The sequence below is a fragment of the Jiella soli genome, from assembly GCF_020615385.1.
In the GTDB taxonomy this organism is placed as follows: Bacteria; Pseudomonadota; Alphaproteobacteria; order Rhizobiales; family Rhizobiaceae; genus VKMB-3413.
In genome coordinates this window covers 104,808-124,938 of the sequence record NZ_JAJAVB010000025.1, presented here as the reverse complement: position 1 = coordinate 124,938, position 20,131 = coordinate 104,808, and the positions used below count along the sequence as shown (strand labels likewise).

The following is a 20,131-nucleotide window of genomic DNA, read 5'->3' as shown; positions in this document are numbered from 1 at the left end:
CCCCCCTTGTGGGGAGATAGGCGGCAGCCCAGAGGGGGGTGCCTCGGCGCAATCTTCCGACATGTCGGCGCCCGTCTCGCCCCCCTCTGCCTTGCCAGGCATCTCCCCCACAAGGGGGGGAGATCAGCTACCGGTAGATGCCGCGCTCTGTCGTCGAGGGAAAGCCGTGGCGCATGGCTCGGCTTGTGCCACCCTCGCTCCGCTCCCCCACCACCCTTGACCTTCCAGTAACAGGAAGCCCCATCTCCGTCCCGGGGCAATGCGAAAGGGCAGGACGATGTCGGACACGATGCACCGCCACGATCACTCCGGGCGCGATCACGCGGGCCATGGCGGCTGCTGCGGCGGCGGGCATGGGAAAGAAGACGATGGCGCGAAGGATGCGGTGATCCGCGATCCGGTCTGCGGCATGACCGTCGATCCCGATGCCGGCAAGCCGACCGCCGAGCATGACGGCCGCACCGTCCATTTCTGCTCCGAGGGCTGCCGCAAGAAGTTCGTCGCCGCGCCCGAGGATTATCTGACGGCCAAAGATCCCGTCTGCGGCATGAGCGTCGAGCGCATCGACGCCCGGCACATGGTCAAGCACAAGGATGCCTCAGGCTCCAGCCAACGGGTCTACTTCTGCTCGGCCCGCTGCCGCGAGAAGTTCGAGGCCGATCCCGAGCGGTATCTCGGCGACCGACCCGCGCCCGAGCCGATGCCGGCGGGCACCGAGTACACCTGCCCCATGCATCCGGAGATCGTTCAGGACCATCCGGGCGACTGCCCGAAATGCGGCATGGCGCTCGAGCCGATGGGCCTTCCGACCGGCGAGGAAGGGCCGAACCCGGAACTCGTGGACTTCACCCGCCGGCTCTGGGTCTCGGCGCTTTGCGCGGTGCCTCTCCTCGTCCTCACAATGGGATCGATGGTCGGCCTGCCATTCCGCGAGTGGATCGGCGAGCGGATCGCGGTCTACCTGGAATTCCTGCTGGCGACGCCCGTCGTCCTGTGGGCCGCGCAGCCCTTCTTCAAGCGGGGCTGGGCCTCGATCGTCAATCGCTCGCCCAACATGTGGACGCTGATCGCGATCGGCGTCGGCGCGGCCTATCTCTACAGCCTGTTCGCCGCCTTCCTGCCGGGCCTCTTCCCGGCCTCCTTCAGGGCGCACGGCGTCGTGCCGGTCTATTTCGAGGCCTCCGCGGTCATCGTCGCGCTGATCTTCGTCGGCCAGGTCCTGGAGCTGAAGGCGCGCGAGCGCACCGGCTCGGCGATCCGGGCGCTGATGGACCTCGCGCCGAAGACCGCCCGGCGCATCGGCCCGGACGGACGCGAGGAAGACGTCGACCTCGCCGTGGTGGCGGCCGGCGACAGGCTGCGGGTGCGCCCCGGCGAGAGCATCCCCGTCGACGGCAGCGTCACTGAGGGCCGCTCCTCGGTCGACGAGTCCATGATCACCGGCGAGCCGGTCCCGGTCGAGAAGACCGCGGGCGACACCGTCACCGGCGGCACGCTGAACAAGACCGGCAGTTTCACCATGGAGGCTAAGGCCGTCGGCGCCGACACGACGCTCTCGCGAATCACGCAGATGGTGGCGAGCGCCCAGCGCTCGCGGGCTCCGATCCAGGGCCTTGCCGACCGGGTCGCCGGCTATTTCGTGCCGGCGGTGGTCGCCGTCGCGATCGTCGCCTTCTTCGCCTGGGCCGCAGTCGGTCCGACGCCCGCGTTCGCCCACGCTCTGGTCGCCGCCGTCTCCGTCCTGATCATCGCCTGCCCCTGCGCGCTGGGGCTCGCGACGCCGATGTCGATCATGACCGCAACCGGCCGCGGCGCCTCGGCCGGCGTGCTGATCAAGGACGCCGAGGCGCTGGAACGCTTCTCCAAGGTCGACACGCTGGTCGTCGACAAGACCGGCACGCTCACCGAGGGCCGGCCGGTGGTCACCGACGTGATCGCCGCGAATGGCGACGAGGCCGCATTGCTTGCCGCGGCCGCCAGCCTTGAGCGGGGCTCCGAGCATCCCCTCGCCGAGGCGATCGTCCGGGGCGCGGAGGAGCGCGGGGCGACGCTGACCGACACGACCGGCTTCGAGTCCGTCACCGGCAAGGGCGTCAGGGGAACCGTCGCGGGCAAGGCCGTCGTCCTCGGCAACCGCGCCATGCTGGAGGCGGAGGGAATCGATCCCTCGGCGCTCGACGGCGATGCCGAGCGGCTGCAGGCCGAGGGACGGACCGCGATGTTCGTCGCGATCGATGGCCGGGCGGCCGGGATCGTCGCCGTCGCCGACCGGATCAAGCCGACCACGGCGGATGCGATCGCGGCCCTCCATGCGAGCGGCATGCGGATCGTGATGGCGACCGGCGACAACCAGCGCACAGCCATGGCCGTGGCGAAGGAACTCGGCATCGACGAAGTGCGGGCGGGCCTGTCGCCCGAGGACAAGCAGGCGCTGGTCGAGGAGCTGAAGCGCGGCGGCGCCAAGGTCGCCGTCGCCGGCGACGGCATCAACGACGCACCTGCGCTCGCGGCCGCGGATGTCGGCATCGCCATGGGGACCGGCGCCGACGTGGCGGTGGAAAGCGCCGGCATGACGCTGGTGAAGGGCGACCTTCAGGGGATCGTCCGGGCCCGGCATCTGGCGCAGGCGACGATCCGAAACATCAAGCAGAACCTGTTCTTCGCCTTCGCCTACAACACCATCGGCGTACCCGTCGCGGCCGGCATTCTCTATCCGGTGTTCGGGCTCCTGCTCTCGCCGATGATCGCGGCGGCGGCGATGAGCCTGTCCTCGGTCTCGGTGATCGGCAACGCCCTGCGCCTCAGGACGCTGCGGCTCTGAGCGTCTATGAAATCCGTTATCGCGAAGCGATCAGACGGATTTCATATGACAGGCCCGGCGGGAACCCGCCGCCTCGGCAGGGGCGCCGGGATCGCGCCTTTCGCTGTCCCCCGGAATGGACCCGCAAACGAAAGAACGGCCCCCTGCCGGAGGCCGTTCTCATTGTCCGTCTCCAGGCGCGGGATTGAGGCGCGGTCGATCAGTAGCCGTTATACCTGTTATAGTGGCGGCGGTGATGCTGCCGGTAGACCCGGTGCTGAACGTGTGGCGCGTAATGATGGCGCCTGACATGGTGCCGCCGGTAATGACGGCGGTAGACGCGCCGCGGATGATAGTGGGAGCGGTAGTGATTGTTGTACCCGCCGGCCAGGACGACGGGAGCGTTGCTGTAGGACCCCGCCGAAGCAGTGGTCGCCGTGGCGGTCAGGCCGGCCACGGCAAGCGCGATGGCCACGACCATCGACATGATGAACGATTTCATGACGCGTTCTCCAAACTGCCCAGACCGCGGCGGGCGTAGAGCGCGCGGGCCGCTCGAGCAATGCCCAAGCTTACCTTACGTAAGATCTGTGGGCAAGAGGAAAATCACGAACACAATCAAGTGCTCAGGCAGGCATTGGACGCTCCGCCGCAACGGGAGACGGCTCCGGGAAGGGCGCCGCGCCCGCGCAACAACGAAAACGGCGCCGACTTCCGAAGAAGCGACGCCGCCAGGTTTTTCCCTGCCGTCTTCCGCTCAGCGAATGCGATAGAGCGGAAAGGGCGTAGGATGCCGGTCGCGGCGATGATACCGCCGATAATGCGGCCGGTCATGCCAGCCACGCCGCCAATGGCGGCGATCGCGGCGGACATGATTACGCCAGCCACGGTTATGCCGATAGTGGCGATTGTGGCGGTAGTTTCGGTGGTGACGGTAGTGGTGCCCGTCGCCGACGGTGATGCTGAACGATCCGGCCGAAGCGGTGCCCGCCGTCATCGTCAGTCCCGAAAAGGCGAGCGCGATCGCCAGCACGATGGATGCTAGTCTCGATGTCATACGTGCGTCTCCCATAGCGTCCCTATCGGCCAAAACCGCCGCTGCGCCTTCGGGTTCCGCGGAAACAGCGCTAAGCGTTTTTCCTGACACCGCTCCGGCGGACACTTGGACGCTGACGAGGCGGCAGCAAGCCCGCTCGCGCGCCGATTATCGGCCTTGCCCCAACGACACCGCCGCTGTTGCGAAGCCCGCCTTCAAGCCGCCTTTTCGCGCGCCCCCTCCGCCGCCGCGCGGATCGCCGCGATGTTTCGTGCATAGTGGTCGGGCGTCCCGCCCTTGAAGACGGCCGAGCCGGCGACCAGCACGTCCGCCCCCGCGGCGATCACCGTCGGCGCGGTCTCCGGCGTCACGCCGCCGTCGATCTCGATATGGATGTCGCGCGTGCCGATCATCTCCTTCACGCGGCGCACCTTGTCGACCACCGACGGGATGAAGGCCTGGCCGCCGAAGCCGGGATTGACCGTCATCAGGAGGACGAGGTCGAGCCGGTCGAGGACGTAGCGGATGACGTCCTCGGGCGTCGACGGGTTGAGCGAGACGCCGGCCTTCTTGCCGAGATTCTTTATCGCCTGCAGCGAGCGGTCGAGATGCTTCGTCGCCTCGGCATGGACGGTGATGATGTCGCAGCCCGCCTCGGCGAAGGCTTCGAGATAGGGGTCGCAGGGCTCGATCATCAGATGGCAGTCGAACACCTTCTTGGAGGCACCGCGGATCGCCTTGATCACCGGCGGGCCGAAGGTGATATTCGGCACATAGTGCCCGTCCATGACGTCGAGATGGATCCAGTCCGCGCCCGCCCGGTCGACGGCCGCGACCTCCTCGCCAAGCCGCGAAAAATCCGACGACAGGATCGAGGGGGCGATGGTGACGGGTCTCGTCATGGTCTACTCCTTTCTGGCCGCCGGCCCGGCGGCCAGGCTCTCGGCAACATGCTCGGCCTTCATGTCCGGCTTCTGGCCGAAGACGCGGCTCGCGGCAATGTCTTCCGCCGCGATCGTCGACAGCATCGCGGCGTCGAGCGGTCCGGCATCCTGTTCGAACAGCCGGTTCGCCTGCCTGAGGCGGGCCCGGTCGAGGGCGTTGCGGATCGAGCGGGCATTGGCGAAATGCGGCTGCGCCCGCCGGTATTCGATGTAGCGCGCCAGGACCGTCCCCGCCTCGTCGGTCAGATGGTAGTTCTGCCGCTCCAGCATGCCCACCGCGATCCGGTGGAGTTCGTCGTTCGAATAGTCCGGGAAGTCGATATGGTGGGCGATGCGCGAGCGGAAACCGGGATTCGATTCGAAGAACTTGTCCATCCGGTCGGCATAGCCGGCGAGGATGACGACGAGGTCGTCGCGCTGGTTCTCCATCACCTGAAGCAGGATCTCGATCGCCTCCTGGCCGTAGTCGCGCTCGTTCTCCGGCCGGTAAAGATAATAGGCTTCGTCGATGAACAGGACGCCGCCCATCGCCTTCTTGAGGATGTCCTTGGTCTTCGGGGCGGTGTGGCCGATATACTGTCCGACGAGATCGTCGCGCGTCACCGAGACGAGATGCCCCTTGCGGATATAGCCGAGCCGGTGAAGGAGGTTCGCCATCTTCATGGCGACCGTCGTCTTGCCGGTGCCGGGATTGCCGGTGAAGCTCATATGCAGCGTCGGCGTCTCATGGGCGAGGCCGAGCCGGCGGCGGGCGCGCTCGACGAGAAGCAGCGCCGCCGTCTCGCGGATGCGCTTCTTGACTGGCGCAAGGCCCACGAGCTCCCGGTCGAGCTCCTCCAGAACCTCCTTGACGCCGGCCTCCTCGTATTCGCGGCGGAGGTCGACGGTGGTGGGTGCCGGCTGAGGTGTCGCAGCCTCGCCGGCAGCGTTCGTGCCGGTGACGTCGCCGTCAGGCGCCTGGGTGCCTGAGACCGGCGTGGCGGCAGTGCCGTCCGGCTTGGGAGCTTTGTTCAGCTGGTCGAGATAGCTCATCACCTTACATCCCGTTCGTTCGATTTTCGCCGCGCCCTTGCGCACCCCCCTCTGCCTGCCGGCATCTCCCCCACAAGGGGGGAGATCAGGCGGCTTCGATCGCGCTGATCGTCCTGGAACATCGCTGGCTCAAACAGTGCGGCATTGCCGGGTTCAGGGTCTCAGCCAAGGCCGACCCGTCGGAGCGAGATCGATCTCCCCCCTTGTGGGGGAGATGTCCGGCAGGACAGAGGGGGGTGCCTCGGCCCGAACCTCAACGGCGAGGCCGCTCCGCCTCACACCGCGTAGCGCTCGCCCTCGGGCTTGTCCGTCGCATAGGGCTCGGTCGAATAGCGGATGTTGCGGCCATGGCTCTCCTGCCGGCGCAGGCGGAAGCCCGGTTCCTCGGCCGGCCGGTTGACGATGAAGGACAGCTTCACCGACTCCCAGCCATGGGTGGAGTCGAAGGCGGACATGCGGATGTAGAGATGGCTGTGCGCCTTGCGGCAGGCGGCAAGTTCCATCATCACGCCGGCCGCGTCCTCGATGTCGAACATCGGGTGGCCCCACATGTCCCAATAGGTGTTCCGGGGGTGCGGATCGTCGGTGTATTCGATGTTCACCGCCCAGCCATTGTCGAGGCAGTACTGGACCTGTGCCGTGATCTGCTCGTCCGTGAGGTCGGGGAGGAAGGAAAAGGTTCCCTGGGTAACGCGCATGGATTGGTTCCTTGGCTGCGGCGAAGGCGGTCGCAGGACCGGATGTCCTTCGTCTGTCTTTGAAGGAGGGAGCCGGGGCAGGCCTTTGGGAGGACATCCCGCCCCGGCAGGCAAGGGCGGGCTCAGGCCGCCGTCGCCGTGACCGCGTAGTCGGGCGAATCCGTCGAGGTGTAGTTGAAGGTGACGTCCTTCCAGGTATCGAGCGCGGCCTTCAGCGGCGAGCAGCTCTTGGCCGCCTCGTTGAGGATGTCCGGCCCCTCGCGCAGGATGTCGCGGCCCTCGTTGCGGGCGAGGATCATGCATTCGAGCGCCACGCGGTTCGCCGTCGCGCCGGCCGCGATGCCCTGCGGATGGCCGATCGTGCCGCCGCCGAACTGCAGGACGACGTCCTCGCCGAGGAGGTCGATCAGCTGGTGCATCTGGCCGGCATGGATGCCGCCGGAGGCGACCGGCATCATCTTGTTGAGCGAGGCCCAGGGCTGGTCGAAGAAGATGCCGTTTTCGAGCTTTTGCGGCGTGAACTCGTCGCGGCAGATGTCGTAATAGCCCTTGGTCGTCGCCGGATCGCCCTCGAGCTTGCCGACCACCGTTCCGGCATGGATGTGGTCGACGCCGGCGAGGCGTGCCCATTTGGCGATGACGCGGAAGGAGACGCCATGCGTCTTCTGGCGCGTATAGGTGGAATGGCCTGCCCGGTGGAGGTGCAGGATCATGTTGTTGCGCCGCGCCCACTTCGCCATGGACTGCATCGCCGTCCAGCCGATGACGAGGTCGATCATCACGATGGTCGAACCCAGCTCCTTGGCGAATTCGGCGCGCTCGTACATGTCCTCCATGGTGGCGGCGGTGACGTTGAGATAGGTGCCCTTGATCTCGCCGGTGGCGGCCTGCGCCTTGTTCACCGCCTCCATGCAGTAGAGGAAGCGCTCGCGCCAATCCATGAAGGGCTGCGAGTTGATGTTCTCGTCGTCCTTGGTGAAGTCGAGACCGCCCTTCAGCGCCTCGTAGACGACGCGGCCGTAATTGCGGCCGGACAGGCCGAGCTTGGGCTTCACCGTCGCGCCGAGGAGCGGACGGCCGAACTTGTCGAGCCGCTCGCGCTCGACGACGATGCCGGTCGCCGGGCCCTGGAAGGTCTTCACATAGGCCGTCGGCAGCCGCATGTCCTCGAGGCGCAAGCCCTTCAGCGGCTTGAAGCCGAAGACGTTGCCGATGATCGAGGCGGTGAGATTGGCGATCGAGCCCGACTCGAACAGATCGAGGTCATAGGCGATATAGGCGAAGTACTGGTCGGAGGTGTTGGGCACCTGATCGACCCGGTAGGCCTTGGCGCGGTACTTCTCGGCAGCGGTCAGCCGGTCGGTCCACACGACCGTCCAGGTCGCGGTGGAGCTTTCGCCGGCGACGGCAGCCGCCGCCTCGATCGGGTCGACGCCGTCCTGCGGCGTGATCCGGAAGCAGGCGATGATGTCGGTTTCCTTCGGCTGGTAGTCGGGCTCCCAATAGCCCATCTTCTTGTATTCCATGACGCCGGACTTGTAGCGGTCCTTGCCGGTGACGGTCTGCGATCCCGTATCCATGTCGCCTTTTCCTTCCTTTGAAATCCGGCTTCGTCCCGCCGCTTCGAGGTCGGCGGCGGACAAAGTCTCTCCTGTCGCCGCGGAGAGCCCTCCCCGCGCCGTCGCATGCTGGTCCTGTTGTCGTTCACGCGTCGCGGCCGGTCCTTCGGCCGCGGATCGCCCCGCCTTAAGCGGCGGCGGCCGTCATCGTCTCGATGCGCGGGTCGAGTGCGCCCGACTGGTAGCGGGCTGCCATCTGGTCCAGCGGCAAGGGCCTGATCTTCGAGGCCTGTCCGGCGCAACCGAAGCGCTCGTAGCGGTCGAGGCAGAGGGTCTTCAGCGCCTCCATCGCCGGCACCATGAACTTCCGCGGATCGAACTCCTCCGGCCGCTCCATCGCAACCTTGCGGAACTGACCGGTCATCGCCATCCGGCAGTCGGTGTCGATATTTACCTTGCGCACGCCGTGCTTGATGCCGCGGACGATCTCCTCGACCGGCACGCCATAGGTCTCGCGCATCTTCCCGCCATAGCGGTTGATGATCTCCTGCAGCTCCTGCGGCACCGAGGAGGAGCCGTGCATCACGAGATGGGTGTTCGGCAGTTTGGAGTGGATCTCCTCGATGACGTGCATCGCCAGGATCTCGCCGTCCGGCTTCCGGGTGAATTTGTAGGCCCCGTGCGAGGTGCCCATCGCGATGGCGAGGGCATCGACCTTGGTGCGGCGGACGAAATCGACGGCCTGCTCCGGATCGGTCAGGAGCTTGTCGTGGTCGAGCTTGCCCTCGAAGCCGACGCCGTCCTCCTTCTCACCCTCGCCGGTCTCGAGCGAGCCGAGCACGCCGAGTTCGCCCTCCACGGAGGCACCGACCCAGTGCGCCATGCGCGTCACCCGTTCGGTGATGGTGACGTTGTACTCGTAGCTGGCCGGTGTCTTCATGTCGGCTTCGAGCGAACCGTCCATCATCACGGAGGTGAAGCCGTGGCGGATCGCGGTCAGGCAGGTCTGCTCGTTGTTGCCGTGGTCCTGATGGATGCAGACCGGGATCTGCGGGAACATCTCGACCAGCGCGTCCATCATCCTTTCGAGCATGATGTCCTTCGCATAGGTGCGCGCGCCCCGCGAGGCCTGCATGATGACCGGGGCGTCGCATTGCGACGCCGCCTCCATGATCGCCAAGCCCTGTTCCATGTTGTTGATGTTGAAGGCGGGAACGCCGTAGTCGTTCTCCGCGGCATGGTCGAGCAATTGGCGCAGCGTGATCTTTGCCATGGTGAAGACACCTCCTCTTTCGCGCACGTCTTCCCTGTCCGCGGGAAGCACCTTCCCGCGGCTCGTCGTCGTCTCCCCGCGTCGGGCCGGCCCGCTCGGCCGGCCCTTTCCGCGTCTTTTTCTAGATCAGTGCTTCAGCATCTCGCCGGCGGCCGTCACGACCGCCTCGGCGGTGATGCCGAAATGCTTGTAGACCTCGGGCCCAGGCGCCGAGGCGCCGAAGGAATGCATGCCGATGAAGCGGCCGTCCTCGCCGAGCCAGCGATCCCAGCCGAGCCGGACCGCCGCCTCGATGGCGATGCGCGGCGCGGAGCCGAGGACGGACTTGCGATAGGCCTCGTCCTGCTCCTCGAACAGCTCCCAGCAGGGCATGGAGACCACCGCGACCTTGCGGCCCTGGCTTTCCAGCGTCTCGGCCGCCTTCAGCGCGATCTCGACTTCCGTGCCGGTCGACAGGATCGTCAGGTCGCGCGTCCCGTCGACATCCTTGAGGACATAGGCGCCCTTGCGGGTCCGGTTTTCCGTCACCTCGCCCGAGCGCACGGTCGGCACGCCCTGGCGCGACAGCGCCATGACGGAAGGCCGCTTCGTCTCGGCCATCGCGATCTCCCAGGCCTCGTTGGTCTCGACCGCGTCGGCGGGACGGAACAGAAGCAGGTTGGGCGTCGCGCGGTGGATCGCCAGATGCTCGACCGGCTGGTGGGTCGGGCCGTCCTCGCCGAGGCCAATGGAATCATGGGTCATGACATAGACGACCCGGATCCCCATCAGCGCCGACAGGCGGATCGCGCCGCGGGCATAGTCGGTGAAGCACATGAAGGTGCCGCCATAGGGAATGAAGCCGCCATGCAGCGCGATGCCGTTCATCGTCGCAGCCATGCCGTGCTCGCGCACGCCGTAGCGCACGTAGCGGCCGGAATAGTCGCCGGGCGCGATGTCGGTCAGCCCCTTGGTCTTGGTGTTGTTCGAGGGGGTGAGGTCGGCCGAGCCGCCGATGGTCAGCTCGCTCGCTCCGTTGATCACCTCGAGCGCCATTTCCGAGGCCTTGCGGGTCGCGACCTTCGGCTGTTCGGACACGATGTCGGCCCGCGCCTTGGCCATCAGCTCGGCGAGGTTCTCCGGCAGCGTGGTCGCGTATTGCGCCTCGAACTCGGCCTTTTTCGGCGCCGCGTCACGCGTCTTCTCCCAGGCCTTCCGGGCCTCGCGACCGAGCTTGGCCGCCGCATGCCAGGCGTCGTAGATCTCCTGCGGGATGACGAAGGGCTCCGACGTCCAGCCGATATTCTTGCGCGTCGCGGCGACCTCGTCCTTGCCGAGCGCGTTGCCGTGCACCTTGTCCGTGCCCTGCAAATTCGGCGCGCCGTAGCCGATGATCGTGCGGCAGGCGATGAACGCCGGCTTGTCGCTCTTTCGCGCCTCGGCGATCACCTTCTCGACGGCGTCCGGATCATGGCCGTCGACGGCAAAGGTGTTCCAGCCATGTGCCTCGAAGCGCTCGCGCTGGTCGATCGATGTGGCGAGCTTGGTGTCGCCGTCGATCGAGATGTGGTTGTCGTCGAAGAAGACGATCAGCTTGTTCAGCTTGAGGTGCCCGGCAAGATCGATCGCCTCGTGGGAGATGCCCTCCATCAGGCAACCGTCGCCGCAGAACACATAGGTGTAGTGGTCGACGAGGTCGTCGCCGAACCTGGCGGCGAGCATCCTCTCGGCGAGCGCCATACCGACCGACATGGTGATGCCCTGGCCGAGCGGGCCGGTGGTCGCCTCGATGCCGGCGGCGTGGCCATATTCGGGGTGTCCGGCGGTGCGGCTGCCGAGCTGGCGGAAGTTCTCGATCTCCTCGATCGTCATCTCCGGGAAGCCGAGGAGATGCATGAGCGAATATTGCAGCATCGAGCCGTGTCCGTTGGACAGGACGAAGCGGTCCCGATTCGGCCATTCCGGCTGGCTCGGATCGACGCGCAGGAACTTGGAAAACAGGACGGTCGCGACGTCGGCCATGCCCATCGGCATGCCGGGATGACCGGAATTGGCCTTCTGGACCGCGTCCATCGACAGGGCACGGATGGCGTCCGCCATCTGGCGGATGGAGACGCCGGCCATTTCGTGGGGCGCTTTGTCGGCAGTTTGGGACATGTCGTCTTCCCTCAAAGTCTCGTTCGAGCTCAGGAGGCCCGGCGCTTCTTTTCCATGAGCTGGAGGATCAGCGGCGTCAGGATGAGCTGCATTGCGATGTCGAGCTTGTTGCCCGGCGCAACGATGGAATTGGCCCGGGACATGAAGCTCCCGGGGATCATGGACAGAAGATAGGGAAAGTCGATCCCACGCGGCGAGGCAAAGCGGATCACGATCATCGATTCGTCCGCCGTCGGGATCCATCTGGCGATGAACGGGTCGGAGGTGTCGACGATCGGCACGCGCTGGAAGTTGATGTCGGTGCGGGCGAATTGCGGACAGATATATTTCACGTAGTCGGGCATCCGCCTCAGGATCGTGTCCATCACCGCCTCGGTCGAATAGCCCCTCGTCGCCTTGTCGCGGTGGATCTTCTGGATCCATTCGAGGTTGATCACCGGCACGACCCCGATCTTCAGATCGGCGAGCGGCGCGAGATCGACCGTCTCGGTCTTCACGCAGCCATGCAGGCCCTCGTAGAAGAGGAGGTCGCTGCCCTCCTCCAGCGGCGCCCAGTCGGAGAAGGTGCCGGGCTCGGCGCCGTAGAGCCGGGCCTCCTCCTCGTCGTGGATGTAGTGGCGGGTCTCGCCGCGGCCCTTGCGGCCATAGTCCTGGAAGACCTCCTGGAGCTTCTCCAGGACGTTCGCCTCCGGCGAGAAATGCGAAAAGTTGCGGTTCCCGTCCGTCTCCTCCTCGACCATCTTCGCCTTCATCGCCGCGCGGTCGTAGCGATGGAAGGCGTCGCCCTCGATGAAGGCGGCGTCGACATGTTCGCGCCGGAAGATCTGGTCGAAAATCTTCTTCACCGAAGTGGTGCCGGCTCCCGAGGAACCGGTGATGACGATGATCGGGTGCTTTGCGGACATTCATTCCTCCTCCCGGACGAAGGGGCCTCCCCGCCCCGTTCGTCCGACCGGGTCAGGCCCGGAACAGGCTTCGCTTGCCGAACAGCGGCGAGCGTTCGCTGAGTGCCGACGGATCGGCCATGTAGCGGCCGACGCGCTCGACCTCGCGCTTCGATCCGAAGACCAGCGGCGTGCGCACATGCAGCCCCTCCGGCACGATGTCGAGAATGCGGTTGACGCCGTCGGTCGCGGCACCGCCCGCCTGCTCGACGCAGAAGGCGACGGGATTGGCCTCGTAGAGCAGCCGCAACCGGCCCTTCTGGTAGCCCTGGCGTCCGTCGCCAGGGTAGAGAAAGATCCCTCCGCGCACCAGGATGCGGTAGCAGTCGGCGACCATCGAGCCGACCCAGCGCATGTTGAAGTCGCGCTCGCGCGGGCCTTCCGTTCCGGCGAGGCAGTCATCGATATAGCTGCGGATCTGCGGGTCCCAGTGCCGATAGTTCGAGGCGTTGATCGCGAACTCCTTGGCGCGGTCGGCGATCGTCACAGAGCCGGTGAGTTCGACGAAACCGCCGAAGCCCGGCTTGAAGATGAAGACATGCGTGCCGTTGCCGACGGTGAGCACCAGGAGCAGCTGCGGCCCGTAGATGAAGAAGCCGGCGGCGAGCTGCCGCGATCCCGGCTGGGTGAACACCGACTTCGGGTCGGCTTGGTGCGCTTCCTCGACCGGCAGGATCGAGAAGATCGTACCGATCGACACATTGGTCTCGATGTTCGACGAGCCGTCGAGGGGATCGATCGCGATCGCCAGCGCCTCGCCGGGCTTCAGCACCACCGCCTCGTCCTGCTCCTCGGAGCCGAAGAAGGCGATCGGCGCCGCCTTCGCCGCATCGAGGAAGGCCCGGTCGGCGACCACGTCGAGCTCCTTCTGCACGTCGCCGCCGCCATTCGTCGCGTCACGCGAGGCGCCAAGGCTCTCGCCGCTGCCGCCGGCGATGATGGTGTTGCGCACTTTGACCGCGGCCGCCGCGAGATGGCGCACCGTGTCGGCGACCTTCTGGCGGAGCGGGTCCTGGCCGGATGCGGAGCCGAGATAGGCGTCGAGGGACGAGGGCATTCATTTCCTCCTGTTCGGTGTCGGGGTTCTGCGACCGCGTTCACCGCCGTTGGGTGAACACTGGCCGGACGGGCCGTATAAGTAAAATTTATTATCTTTACGCAATCGGTAAAATAAAATAATTAGCTCGGCATGCGAAACCTCACTTTGCGCCAGTTGCGATCGGTCCAGGCGATCAGCCGCCACGGCACCGTCGCGGCCGCCGCCCGCCAGATCGGGCTGACCGCGCCGGCGGTCACTTTACAGATAAAGCAGATGGAGGACGAATTCGGCGTGTCGCTGTTCGACCGCACCAGCGACGGGATGCGGCTGACGACGGCGGGGGCCGCCGTGCTCGCCGCCGCCAATACGGTGGAGACCACGCTGCGGGCTCTTTCCGACGAGATCGCGGCGGTCAAGGGCGTGCGCACCGGCACGATCCGGCTCGGCGTCGTGTCGACCGCGAAATATTTCGCCCCGCGTCTGATCGCCGGATTCCAGAAGGACTATCCCGGCATCGAGATGCGGCTGAAGGTCGGCAATCGCGACGAGATCGTCTCGGACCTCAAGGAATACCGGCTCGACATCGCGCTGATGGGCCGCCCGCCGCTCACCTTCCCGGTCGCCTCGATCTGCTTCGGCGACCATCCCCTGGTGATGATCGCGCCGCCCGACCACCCGCTCGCCGGGGCGTGCGAGATCGGCCGCGAGCGCCTTCTGGAAGAGACCTTCATCATCCGCGAGCAGGGTTCGGGCACGCGCACGGCGCTGGAGATCTTCTTCGGCGATCATCTCGACCAGCTGCAGGCGCGCTCGGTCGAGATGGGCTCGAACGAGACGATCAAGCAGGCGGTGATGGCGGGGCTCGGCATCGCCTTCATCTCGGCCCACACGATCGCCTTCGAGGTCGAGATGAACCGGCTGGCGGTCCTCGACGTCAGCGGCATGCCGATCCGGCGCAAATGGTACGCCGTATGCCGGAAGGAGCGCATCTCCTCGCCGGTCGAGATCGCGTTCAAGACCTTCCTCGTCAAGAAGGGGGCCACGCATCTGCCGCTGCTCGGCCGGCTCTACCCGGCCGAGGGGGTCGAGGAGACGGCGGGACGATCCGCCTATTCCAGATAGTCCGGAGGAGCGAGCAGCGGCGCCTGTCGCAGCGCCTTCAGATCGGCCGAGCCGGTGCAGAAGCAGGCGATGCGCAGCTGCGTGATCACCGCGGAGAAGTGCGTCACGACCGCCTCGGCGGACCGGTCGGCGGCCCCGAGCGAGGCCGCCGCCTGGCCGGCGAGATCGGCGCCGAGCCGGATCGCCTTGGCGACGTCGAGCCCGGTCTTGATGCCGCCCGAGCCGATCACCGTCGTCTCCGGGCAGGCGCGGCGCACATCGGCGATCGCCCGGGCGGTCGGGATCCCCCAATCGGAGAAGACGAGCGCCGTCGCGCGGGTCAACGCATCCTCGCTGCGCTCGGCCTCGACCGCCGCCCAGCTCGTGCCGCCGGCGCCGGCGACGTCGATCGTCTGGGCGCCCGCCTCGACGAGCCGCCGCGCGAGAGCGCCCGAGATTCCGGCGCCGACCTCCTTGACGACGAGCGGCACGGCGAGATCGCGGGCGAGCGTCTCGATCGCCCGCAGGATCCCGCGCCAGTCGGTGTCGCCGCCCGGCTGCACCGCCTCCTGCAGCGGGTTGAGATGGATGATCAGAGCGTCGGCGCCGATCATTTCCACCGCCCGCTCCGCCTCGCCCCGGCCATAGCCGAGGCCGAGCTGCGCCGCCCCGACATTGGCAAGAATCGGGATGCTCGGCGCGAGGTCGCGCAGGCTGCGGTCGAGCCCGCCGGTCGCCCGCCCCTCGATCGCGATGCGCTGCGAGCCGACGGCGAGCGCGATGCCGAGCGCCTCCGCCGCCTCGGCGAGATTGTGGTTGATCCGCGCCGCCCGCTCCGGCCCCCCGGTCATCGACGAGATCAGGAGCGGCGCGTTGAGGCTGCGGCCGAGAAAGCGCGTCGACAGATCGATCGCGGACAGGGCGAGTTCCGGCAGCGCAAGATGCTCGAAGACGATCGCGTCGAACCCGCTCGACGCACGCCGGCCCGACAGCGTCGGGTTGAGCACGATGTCGAGGTGATCGCTTTTGCGACCCGCGATGTCGCCGCGGGCACGAGGGTCGGTGGGCTCGGTCACGGCGGGGAACGGTCCTTTCGTCACAGGCGGGGAATATCGCATTTTCTTCGCGGCGTCCGCATGTCAGGATCGCATTGGCATTTGCTGTCCATTTGTGTGTACAGTAGATGTAAATATTTCTGGACACGGACGCACGGCAGGCCATGACCACGAACCTGAAGAGCGGCCTTTCGGCCTATCGCGACCGGATCGACAGCCGCCTCGCCGTGCTGGTCCCGCAGGCCCTGCCGGGCCAGAGCGAACTCGATGCCGCGATCGCCGAGAGCATCCTCGCTCCCGGCAAGCGGCTTCGGCCGTTGATGGCCGCGCTGACGGCCGAGGATCTCGGCGGCGACGTCGAGACGGCGATCGACGCCGGCTGCGCCGTCGAGATGGTGCATGCCGCCTCGCTCGTTCTCGACGATCTGCCCTGCATGGACAATGCCGCCATGCGTCGCGGCCGGCCGGCGATCCACATGACCTTCGGCGAGGACGTCGCGGTGCTGTCGTCGATCGCGGTCCTGGCCGGTGCGTTCCAGCTGCTCGCCACCATCCCCGGCCTTGCCGCGCGCGAGCGCAGCGAGGCGATCGCGATCCTCACCCGCGCCGTCGGCACGGCGGGCCTCGTCGGCGGCCAGTTCGAGGATCTCAGAGGCGGACGGGCGACGCGGGCGCTGTCCGAGATCGCCACCACCAACGGCCTGAAGACCGGCTCGCTGTTTTCGGCGGCCGTGGAGATCGGCGCCGTGGTGGCCGGCGCGAACGGCCGCGTGCGGGCGCTCCTGCGCGATTTCGCCGCCGATCTCGGACACGCCTTCCAGCTCCTCGACGACCTTCTCGACGGCACGTCGAGCGCCGTCCTGATCGGCAAGGACGTGGGCAAGGATCAAGGCAAGTCGACCATCGTCTCGCTGATCGGCCGCCCATCGGTCATGCATCGCATCGAACGCCATCTCGCCGACGCGCATCAGCGGCTGAGCGAGGTGTTCGGGCCGACGAACCGGATGCACATGCTGCTCGACCTCATCTTCGACAAAGCGCTCGCTGGCTCGCTGGAACCTCTCGGCGTGGCGGCGGCCGAGCGCCGGGATCCTGGCGCCGGCGCAAGATAGCTGCGGCAATCGGCCGGGGCTTTCGTTCCGGCGGCGAAGCACCTACCTTGCCTCGTTAGTTGCCGGTGCGCCCTGCCCGCCGCGAGCGGTGTATGGGCGGCCGGCAAAGGATCACGGGCCCGCAATGATATCCTGGACCACCCTCGCCCTCGTCGGCATCGCCCTCGCCGTCTTCCTCGTCATGGAAGCGGTGGCCTGGGCCGCGCACAAATACATCATGCATGGCTGGGGCTGGGGCTGGCACCGCTCCCATCACGAGCCGCGCGAGGGCCTGTTCGAGAAGAACGACCTCTACGCCGTGGTCTTCTCGGTCCTGGCGATCGCGCTCTTCGCCATCGCCGGTCTCGGCCATCCCGTCGTCGGCGCGATCGCCGTCGGGATCACGCTCTACGGCGCCTTCTACTTCATCGTCCATGATGGGCTGGTGCACCAGCGCTGGCCGTTCCGGAACATCCCGCACAAGGGATATGCCAAGCGTCTCGTCCAGGCGCACCGCCTTCACCACGCCGTCGAGGGCAAGGACGGCGCCGTCTCCTTCGGCTTCCTCTATGCCCCGCCGGTCGACCGGCTGCGCGACCAGCTGCGCGCGGCGGGAACCATCGAGAGCGAACGCGCGGCACGTTCGCGGCGTCCCGAGGACAGCGGCCGCGACGGCGCGACGCTGCACTGAGGCGGACCCGAGGTTTCGTCGGAAGCGCCTGCCAAATGGCTGCGGTCTTGCTCGCGTTCGAACGCCGACACTGGAGCTAAGCGATAGGGCCCGGCCTCACCTGCCTTGATTTCCGGCCTCCCAACAGGCCGAGCGCTCCCGCGGCGCCCGACCTGCGTCTATTCGGGCAGCTACTGCGCCGCCTGCTTCTGCCCGGCGGTGACGCGCCAGATCGTGCCGGTGCCGTCCTCCGAGACGAGCAGCGAGCCGTCATGCGCCATGGTGACGTCGACGGGACGGCCCCAGACCTGCTGGTCGTCGAGCACAAAGCCGGTCATGAAGTCCTGGTAGACGCCGGTCGGCTTGCCGTCCTTGAAGATCAGCCGAACCACCTTGTAGCCGGTGCGATGGTCGCGGTTCCAGGAGCCGTGCATGGCGACGAACGCGTCGCCGTTATAGTCCGAGGGGAACATCTTGCCGGTGTAGAAATCGATGCCGAGCGGCGCCGAATGCGGCTGGAACAGGATGTCCGGCACGGTGACCGCGTCCGCCAGCTCGGGCCGCGGCGCCATCTTCCAACGCGGGTCCTTGTTCTCGCCGATATAGTACCAGGGCCAGCCGTAGAAGTGTCCCTCCTGGACACGCGTGGCATAGTCCGGCGGCAAATTGTCGCCGAGTTCGTCGCGCTCGTTGACGACGCACCACAGATCCTTCGTCGCCGGCTGGATGGTCATGCCGGAGCAGTTGCGAAGGCCGGTGGCGTAGATGCGGCGGTTCTTGCCGTCCGGATCGAAGGCGAGAACGTCGGCGCGCCAGCGCTCGTCGCCCCAGGCCGCGCCCTTGGAGTTCTCCTCGACGAAGCTTTCCGGCGGATGCGGCTCCATCGTCTCGAGCGCCACGTTGGAGTCCGAGCCGACCGCGACGTACATCGTCTTGCCGTCCGCCGAGAAGACGATGTCGCGGGTCCAGTGATAGCCGGTCGGAAGCTCCGGAACGATTGTCTCCGGCTCGGCCGACGCCTTCATGTCGCCGCTGGAATAGGGAAAGCGCACGACGCTGTCGGTGTTGCCGACATAGACATGGTCCGGATCGTCGCCGTTCGGGTAGAAGGCGACGCCATAGGGCCGGTTGAGGCCGCTGGCGAAGACGCTCTTCTTGGAAACGGTGCCGTCGTCTGCCATCCGGAAGACGTGGATCTCGCCGGCACCGCTGTCGGCGACGAAGACGTCGCCGTTCGGGGCGATGGTGATGACGCGGGGCTGCTGCAGGCCGCTGGCAAATTCCGACACCTCGAAGCCCTTCATGACCTGGGGCCTGGCGTCGTCGGGCCGGGCCGCGATGCCGGGTGTGTTGCTCGCCGACTGCGTCGCGAAGGGCTCCGGCATGGCCGACGGGGTGATCTTCAGCTTCAGGCCGGGCTCGGCCTGTTCCCAGCTGCCATAGGCCGTCTCGCCGGTCAGGAGCTTCTCATCGGAGGATCCGTCGGCGGCGGTCGCGGCGGTGCCCGCGGCCTGTGCCGCGGATGCGGTCAGGATGAGGATGGCCGACGTCGACGCCAGCCGTGTGAAACGGTTCATGTGGCTCTCCCTTTTCGAAACACGAGCCGGCCGGGCATTGCCGGCCGGGTTTGGTGGTGCAAGGGCGGCGCTTGCACATGTGTTCCGTCAAGTTTGGGTGGCGACGCCCGCGACTTCTCGGCGCAGCTGCGGGCGAACGGCCCAGGGGAGCGGGGGCGAACAGCCTCCGCGATCGGACGTGTCCGGTCAGGAAGGCTTGGCCGGACGGGGACGGGTCCAGAGCGTCGCCGGCCGTTCCTGCACCCTGGTGCGGCGGGCGAGCCCCGCCTTGGCGGCACCGAGCGCCACATGCCTAAGCTTCGACGTGCGGCCGGTGGCGGCCCGCCGGTCCCAGGCGGCCGGCCCCAGCGCCTTCACCTCGAGGCCGATCTCCCGATAGACCCCGTGCGCCATCGCCACCGCCCAGGCGGAGCGCAGCGACAGTGCGCCGAGCCCGTGGAAGGCGGAGCCGTAATAGGGCTCGGCAAGGTCGACCAGCCGGTGGGCGAGGAGCGCCACCACGGGCCGGAAGCGCGGATCGAGGATCTGGGCCGGCGTGATGTCGGCCTCGGCGAGCCACTCCCGCGGCAGGTAGATCCGCCCGACACGGGCGTCCTCGACGATGTCGCGGGCGATATTGGTCAGCTGGAAGGCGATCCCGAGATCGCAGGCCCGATCGAGCGCATCCTCGCCCTCGGCCTTCATCACGATCGCCATCATCACCCCGACGACGCCGGCGACGTGATAGCAGTATTGCAGCGTCTCGCCGATCGTGTCGTAGCGGCGTTCCTCCACATCCATGCGGTAGCCGGCGAGGTGGTCGAGGACGAGGCCCTGCGGCAGCCCGTGCCGGGCCGAGACGTCGGCGATGGCCCGGAAGCTCGGCTCGGCCGTCGGGGCGCCCGCGAGCGCCGCCAGCGTCTCGCGTTCCAGCGCCTCCAGCCGCTCGGCGGGCGACGGCTCGGTGGCGAGCCGGCGCCGGGCAAAGCCGAGGCGCTGGTCGTCGATCGCATCGTCGCAGTGGCGGCACCAGGCATAGAGCATCATCGCGCTCTTGCGCGTCTCGGCATCGAAGAGCCTGGCGGCGGCGGCGAAGCTCTTCGAGCCGCGGGCGATCGAGCGCTCCGCCATGGCGGCGAGATCGGCGCGCGCCTCCGGATCGAGTGGCAGGTTCAATGGCGTCGACAGGGACACGAT

At 67.2% G+C, this 20,131-nt stretch carries 17 protein-coding genes; 4 read left to right on the top strand and 13 right to left on the bottom strand.

What is annotated here, in order from left to right:
- The first annotated feature begins 277 nt into the window (after window positions 1-277).
- On the top strand, window positions 278-2,821 hold the full coding sequence (locus LH400_RS15050) for a heavy metal translocating P-type ATPase (RefSeq protein WP_229153557.1): 2,544 nt from the start codon (window positions 278-280) through the stop codon (window positions 2,819-2,821).
- A 199-nt stretch (window positions 2,822-3,020) separates the two neighbouring features.
- Here LH400_RS15050 and LH400_RS15045 read toward each other — a convergent pair whose 3' ends face one another.
- The 10 genes from LH400_RS15045 to LH400_RS15000 form a co-directional block, all read right to left on the bottom strand.
- Window positions 3,021-3,302 carry a hypothetical protein gene (locus LH400_RS15045; RefSeq protein WP_229153556.1) on the bottom strand — a complete coding sequence of 94 codons (282 nt, stop codon included), beginning with the start codon at window positions 3,300-3,302 and terminating at the stop codon, window positions 3,021-3,023.
- 255 nt (window positions 3,303-3,557) lie between these two features.
- Window positions 3,558-3,857, bottom strand: coding sequence for a hypothetical protein (locus LH400_RS15040; RefSeq protein ID WP_229153555.1), 300 nt, complete (start codon window positions 3,855-3,857; stop codon window positions 3,558-3,560).
- 194 nt (window positions 3,858-4,051) lie between these two features.
- Complete coding sequence (rpe, locus tag LH400_RS15035; RefSeq protein ID WP_229153554.1) at window positions 4,052-4,738, bottom strand: ribulose-phosphate 3-epimerase; 687 nt, start codon at window positions 4,736-4,738, stop codon at window positions 4,052-4,054.
- Window positions 4,739-4,741: 3 nt separating this feature from the next.
- Window positions 4,742-5,812 carry a CbbX protein gene (gene cbbX, locus LH400_RS15030; protein ID WP_229153553.1) on the bottom strand — a complete coding sequence of 357 codons (1,071 nt, stop codon included), beginning with the start codon at window positions 5,810-5,812 and terminating at the stop codon, window positions 4,742-4,744.
- Window positions 5,813-6,087: 275 nt separating this feature from the next.
- Window positions 6,088-6,510: a ribulose bisphosphate carboxylase small subunit gene (locus LH400_RS15025; RefSeq protein WP_229153552.1), complete on the bottom strand. Its 423-nt coding sequence runs from the start codon at window positions 6,508-6,510 to the stop codon at window positions 6,088-6,090.
- A gap of 122 nt (window positions 6,511-6,632) precedes the next feature.
- The gene (locus LH400_RS15020; protein ID WP_229153551.1) at window positions 6,633-8,090 is read right to left on the bottom strand and encodes a form I ribulose bisphosphate carboxylase large subunit; all 1,458 of its coding nucleotides are present in this window, start codon (window positions 8,088-8,090) and stop codon (window positions 6,633-6,635) included.
- A gap of 166 nt (window positions 8,091-8,256) precedes the next feature.
- Window positions 8,257-9,342 carry a class II fructose-bisphosphate aldolase gene (fba, locus tag LH400_RS15015; protein ID WP_229153550.1) on the bottom strand — a complete coding sequence of 362 codons (1,086 nt, stop codon included), beginning with the start codon at window positions 9,340-9,342 and terminating at the stop codon, window positions 8,257-8,259.
- Between the two features lie 126 nt (window positions 9,343-9,468).
- Window positions 9,469-11,478 carry a transketolase gene (gene tkt / locus LH400_RS15010; RefSeq protein ID WP_229153549.1) on the bottom strand — a complete coding sequence of 670 codons (2,010 nt, stop codon included), beginning with the start codon at window positions 11,476-11,478 and terminating at the stop codon, window positions 9,469-9,471.
- A gap of 29 nt (window positions 11,479-11,507) precedes the next feature.
- Window positions 11,508-12,383 carry a phosphoribulokinase gene (locus LH400_RS15005; protein ID WP_229153548.1) on the bottom strand — a complete coding sequence of 292 codons (876 nt, stop codon included), beginning with the start codon at window positions 12,381-12,383 and terminating at the stop codon, window positions 11,508-11,510.
- A gap of 52 nt (window positions 12,384-12,435) precedes the next feature.
- Entirely contained in the window at window positions 12,436-13,479 is a 1,044-nt protein-coding gene (locus LH400_RS15000; protein WP_229153547.1) for a class 1 fructose-bisphosphatase, read from the bottom strand.
- Window positions 13,480-13,611: 132 nt separating this feature from the next.
- Here LH400_RS15000 and LH400_RS14995 point away from each other — a divergent pair, with 132 nt between their 5' ends.
- Window positions 13,612-14,583 (top strand): LysR family transcriptional regulator, encoded by a 972-nt coding sequence (locus LH400_RS14995; RefSeq protein ID WP_229153546.1) that lies wholly within the window; start codon window positions 13,612-13,614, stop codon window positions 14,581-14,583.
- Here the strand turns inward: LH400_RS14995 and fni are convergent.
- A complete protein-coding gene (gene fni, locus LH400_RS14990) occupies window positions 14,571-15,680 on the bottom strand; it encodes a type 2 isopentenyl-diphosphate Delta-isomerase (RefSeq protein ID WP_255617512.1) in 1,110 nt (369 codons plus the stop codon). The two genes, LH400_RS14995 and fni, sit on opposite strands and share 13 nt — an antisense overlap.
- Before the next feature lie 101 nt (window positions 15,681-15,781).
- Between fni and LH400_RS14985 the strand changes: the two genes are divergently transcribed.
- Window positions 15,782-16,729: a polyprenyl synthetase family protein gene (locus tag LH400_RS14985; RefSeq protein WP_229153544.1), complete on the top strand. Its 948-nt coding sequence runs from the start codon at window positions 15,782-15,784 to the stop codon at window positions 16,727-16,729.
- Between the two features lie 124 nt (window positions 16,730-16,853).
- Window positions 16,854-17,399, top strand: a complete 546-nt coding sequence (locus tag LH400_RS14980) for a sterol desaturase family protein (protein WP_229153543.1) — start codon at window positions 16,854-16,856, stop codon at window positions 17,397-17,399.
- A 170-nt stretch (window positions 17,400-17,569) separates the two neighbouring features.
- On the opposite strand, the gene LH400_RS14975 is transcribed toward LH400_RS14980, so the two are convergent.
- Both LH400_RS14975 and LH400_RS14970 read right to left on the bottom strand, forming a co-directional pair.
- Window positions 17,570-18,955 carry a PQQ-dependent sugar dehydrogenase gene (locus LH400_RS14975; RefSeq protein ID WP_229153542.1) on the bottom strand — a complete coding sequence of 462 codons (1,386 nt, stop codon included), beginning with the start codon at window positions 18,953-18,955 and terminating at the stop codon, window positions 17,570-17,572.
- 186 nt (window positions 18,956-19,141) lie between these two features.
- Window positions 19,142-20,128, bottom strand: a complete 987-nt coding sequence (locus LH400_RS14970) for a phytoene/squalene synthase family protein (RefSeq protein WP_229154403.1) — start codon at window positions 20,126-20,128, stop codon at window positions 19,142-19,144.
- Between the last annotated feature and the right edge of the window lie 3 nt (window positions 20,129-20,131).

Excerpts from the sequence above, each read along its gene's own strand:
- tkt (WP_229153549.1), bottom strand. The coding sequence starts at position 11,478 with ATGTCCCAAACTGCCGACAAAGCGCCCCACGAAATGGCCGGCGTCTCC.
- cbbX (WP_229153553.1), bottom strand. The coding sequence starts at position 5,812 with ATGAGCTATCTCGACCAGCTGAACAAAGCTCCCAAGCCGGACGGCACT.
- LH400_RS14995 (WP_229153546.1), top strand. The coding sequence starts at position 13,612 with ATGCGAAACCTCACTTTGCGCCAGTTGCGATCGGTCCAGGCGATCAGC.
- LH400_RS15020 (WP_229153551.1), bottom strand. The coding sequence starts at position 8,090 with ATGGATACGGGATCGCAGACCGTCACCGGCAAGGACCGCTACAAGTCC.
- LH400_RS15040 (WP_229153555.1), bottom strand. The coding sequence starts at position 3,857 with ATGACATCGAGACTAGCATCCATCGTGCTGGCGATCGCGCTCGCCTTT.
- LH400_RS15005 (WP_229153548.1), bottom strand. The coding sequence starts at position 12,383 with ATGTCCGCAAAGCACCCGATCATCGTCATCACCGGTTCCTCGGGAGCC.
- LH400_RS14975 (WP_229153542.1), bottom strand. The coding sequence starts at position 18,955 with ATGAACCGTTTCACACGGCTGGCGTCGACGTCGGCCATCCTCATCCTG.
- LH400_RS15000 (WP_229153547.1), bottom strand. The coding sequence starts at position 13,479 with ATGCCCTCGTCCCTCGACGCCTATCTCGGCTCCGCATCCGGCCAGGAC.
- LH400_RS14980 (WP_229153543.1), top strand. The coding sequence starts at position 16,854 with ATGATATCCTGGACCACCCTCGCCCTCGTCGGCATCGCCCTCGCCGTC.
- LH400_RS14985 (WP_229153544.1), top strand. The coding sequence starts at position 15,782 with ATGACCACGAACCTGAAGAGCGGCCTTTCGGCCTATCGCGACCGGATC.
- rpe (WP_229153554.1), bottom strand. The coding sequence starts at position 4,738 with ATGACGAGACCCGTCACCATCGCCCCCTCGATCCTGTCGTCGGATTTT.
- LH400_RS15025 (WP_229153552.1), bottom strand. The coding sequence starts at position 6,510 with ATGCGCGTTACCCAGGGAACCTTTTCCTTCCTCCCCGACCTCACGGAC.
- LH400_RS15045 (WP_229153556.1), bottom strand. The coding sequence starts at position 3,302 with ATGAAATCGTTCATCATGTCGATGGTCGTGGCCATCGCGCTTGCCGTG.
- fba (WP_229153550.1), bottom strand. The coding sequence starts at position 9,342 with ATGGCAAAGATCACGCTGCGCCAATTGCTCGACCATGCCGCGGAGAAC.
- LH400_RS15050 (WP_229153557.1), top strand. The coding sequence starts at position 278 with ATGTCGGACACGATGCACCGCCACGATCACTCCGGGCGCGATCACGCG.
- fni (WP_255617512.1), bottom strand. The coding sequence starts at position 15,680 with ATGCGATATTCCCCGCCTGTGACGAAAGGACCGTTCCCCGCCGTGACC.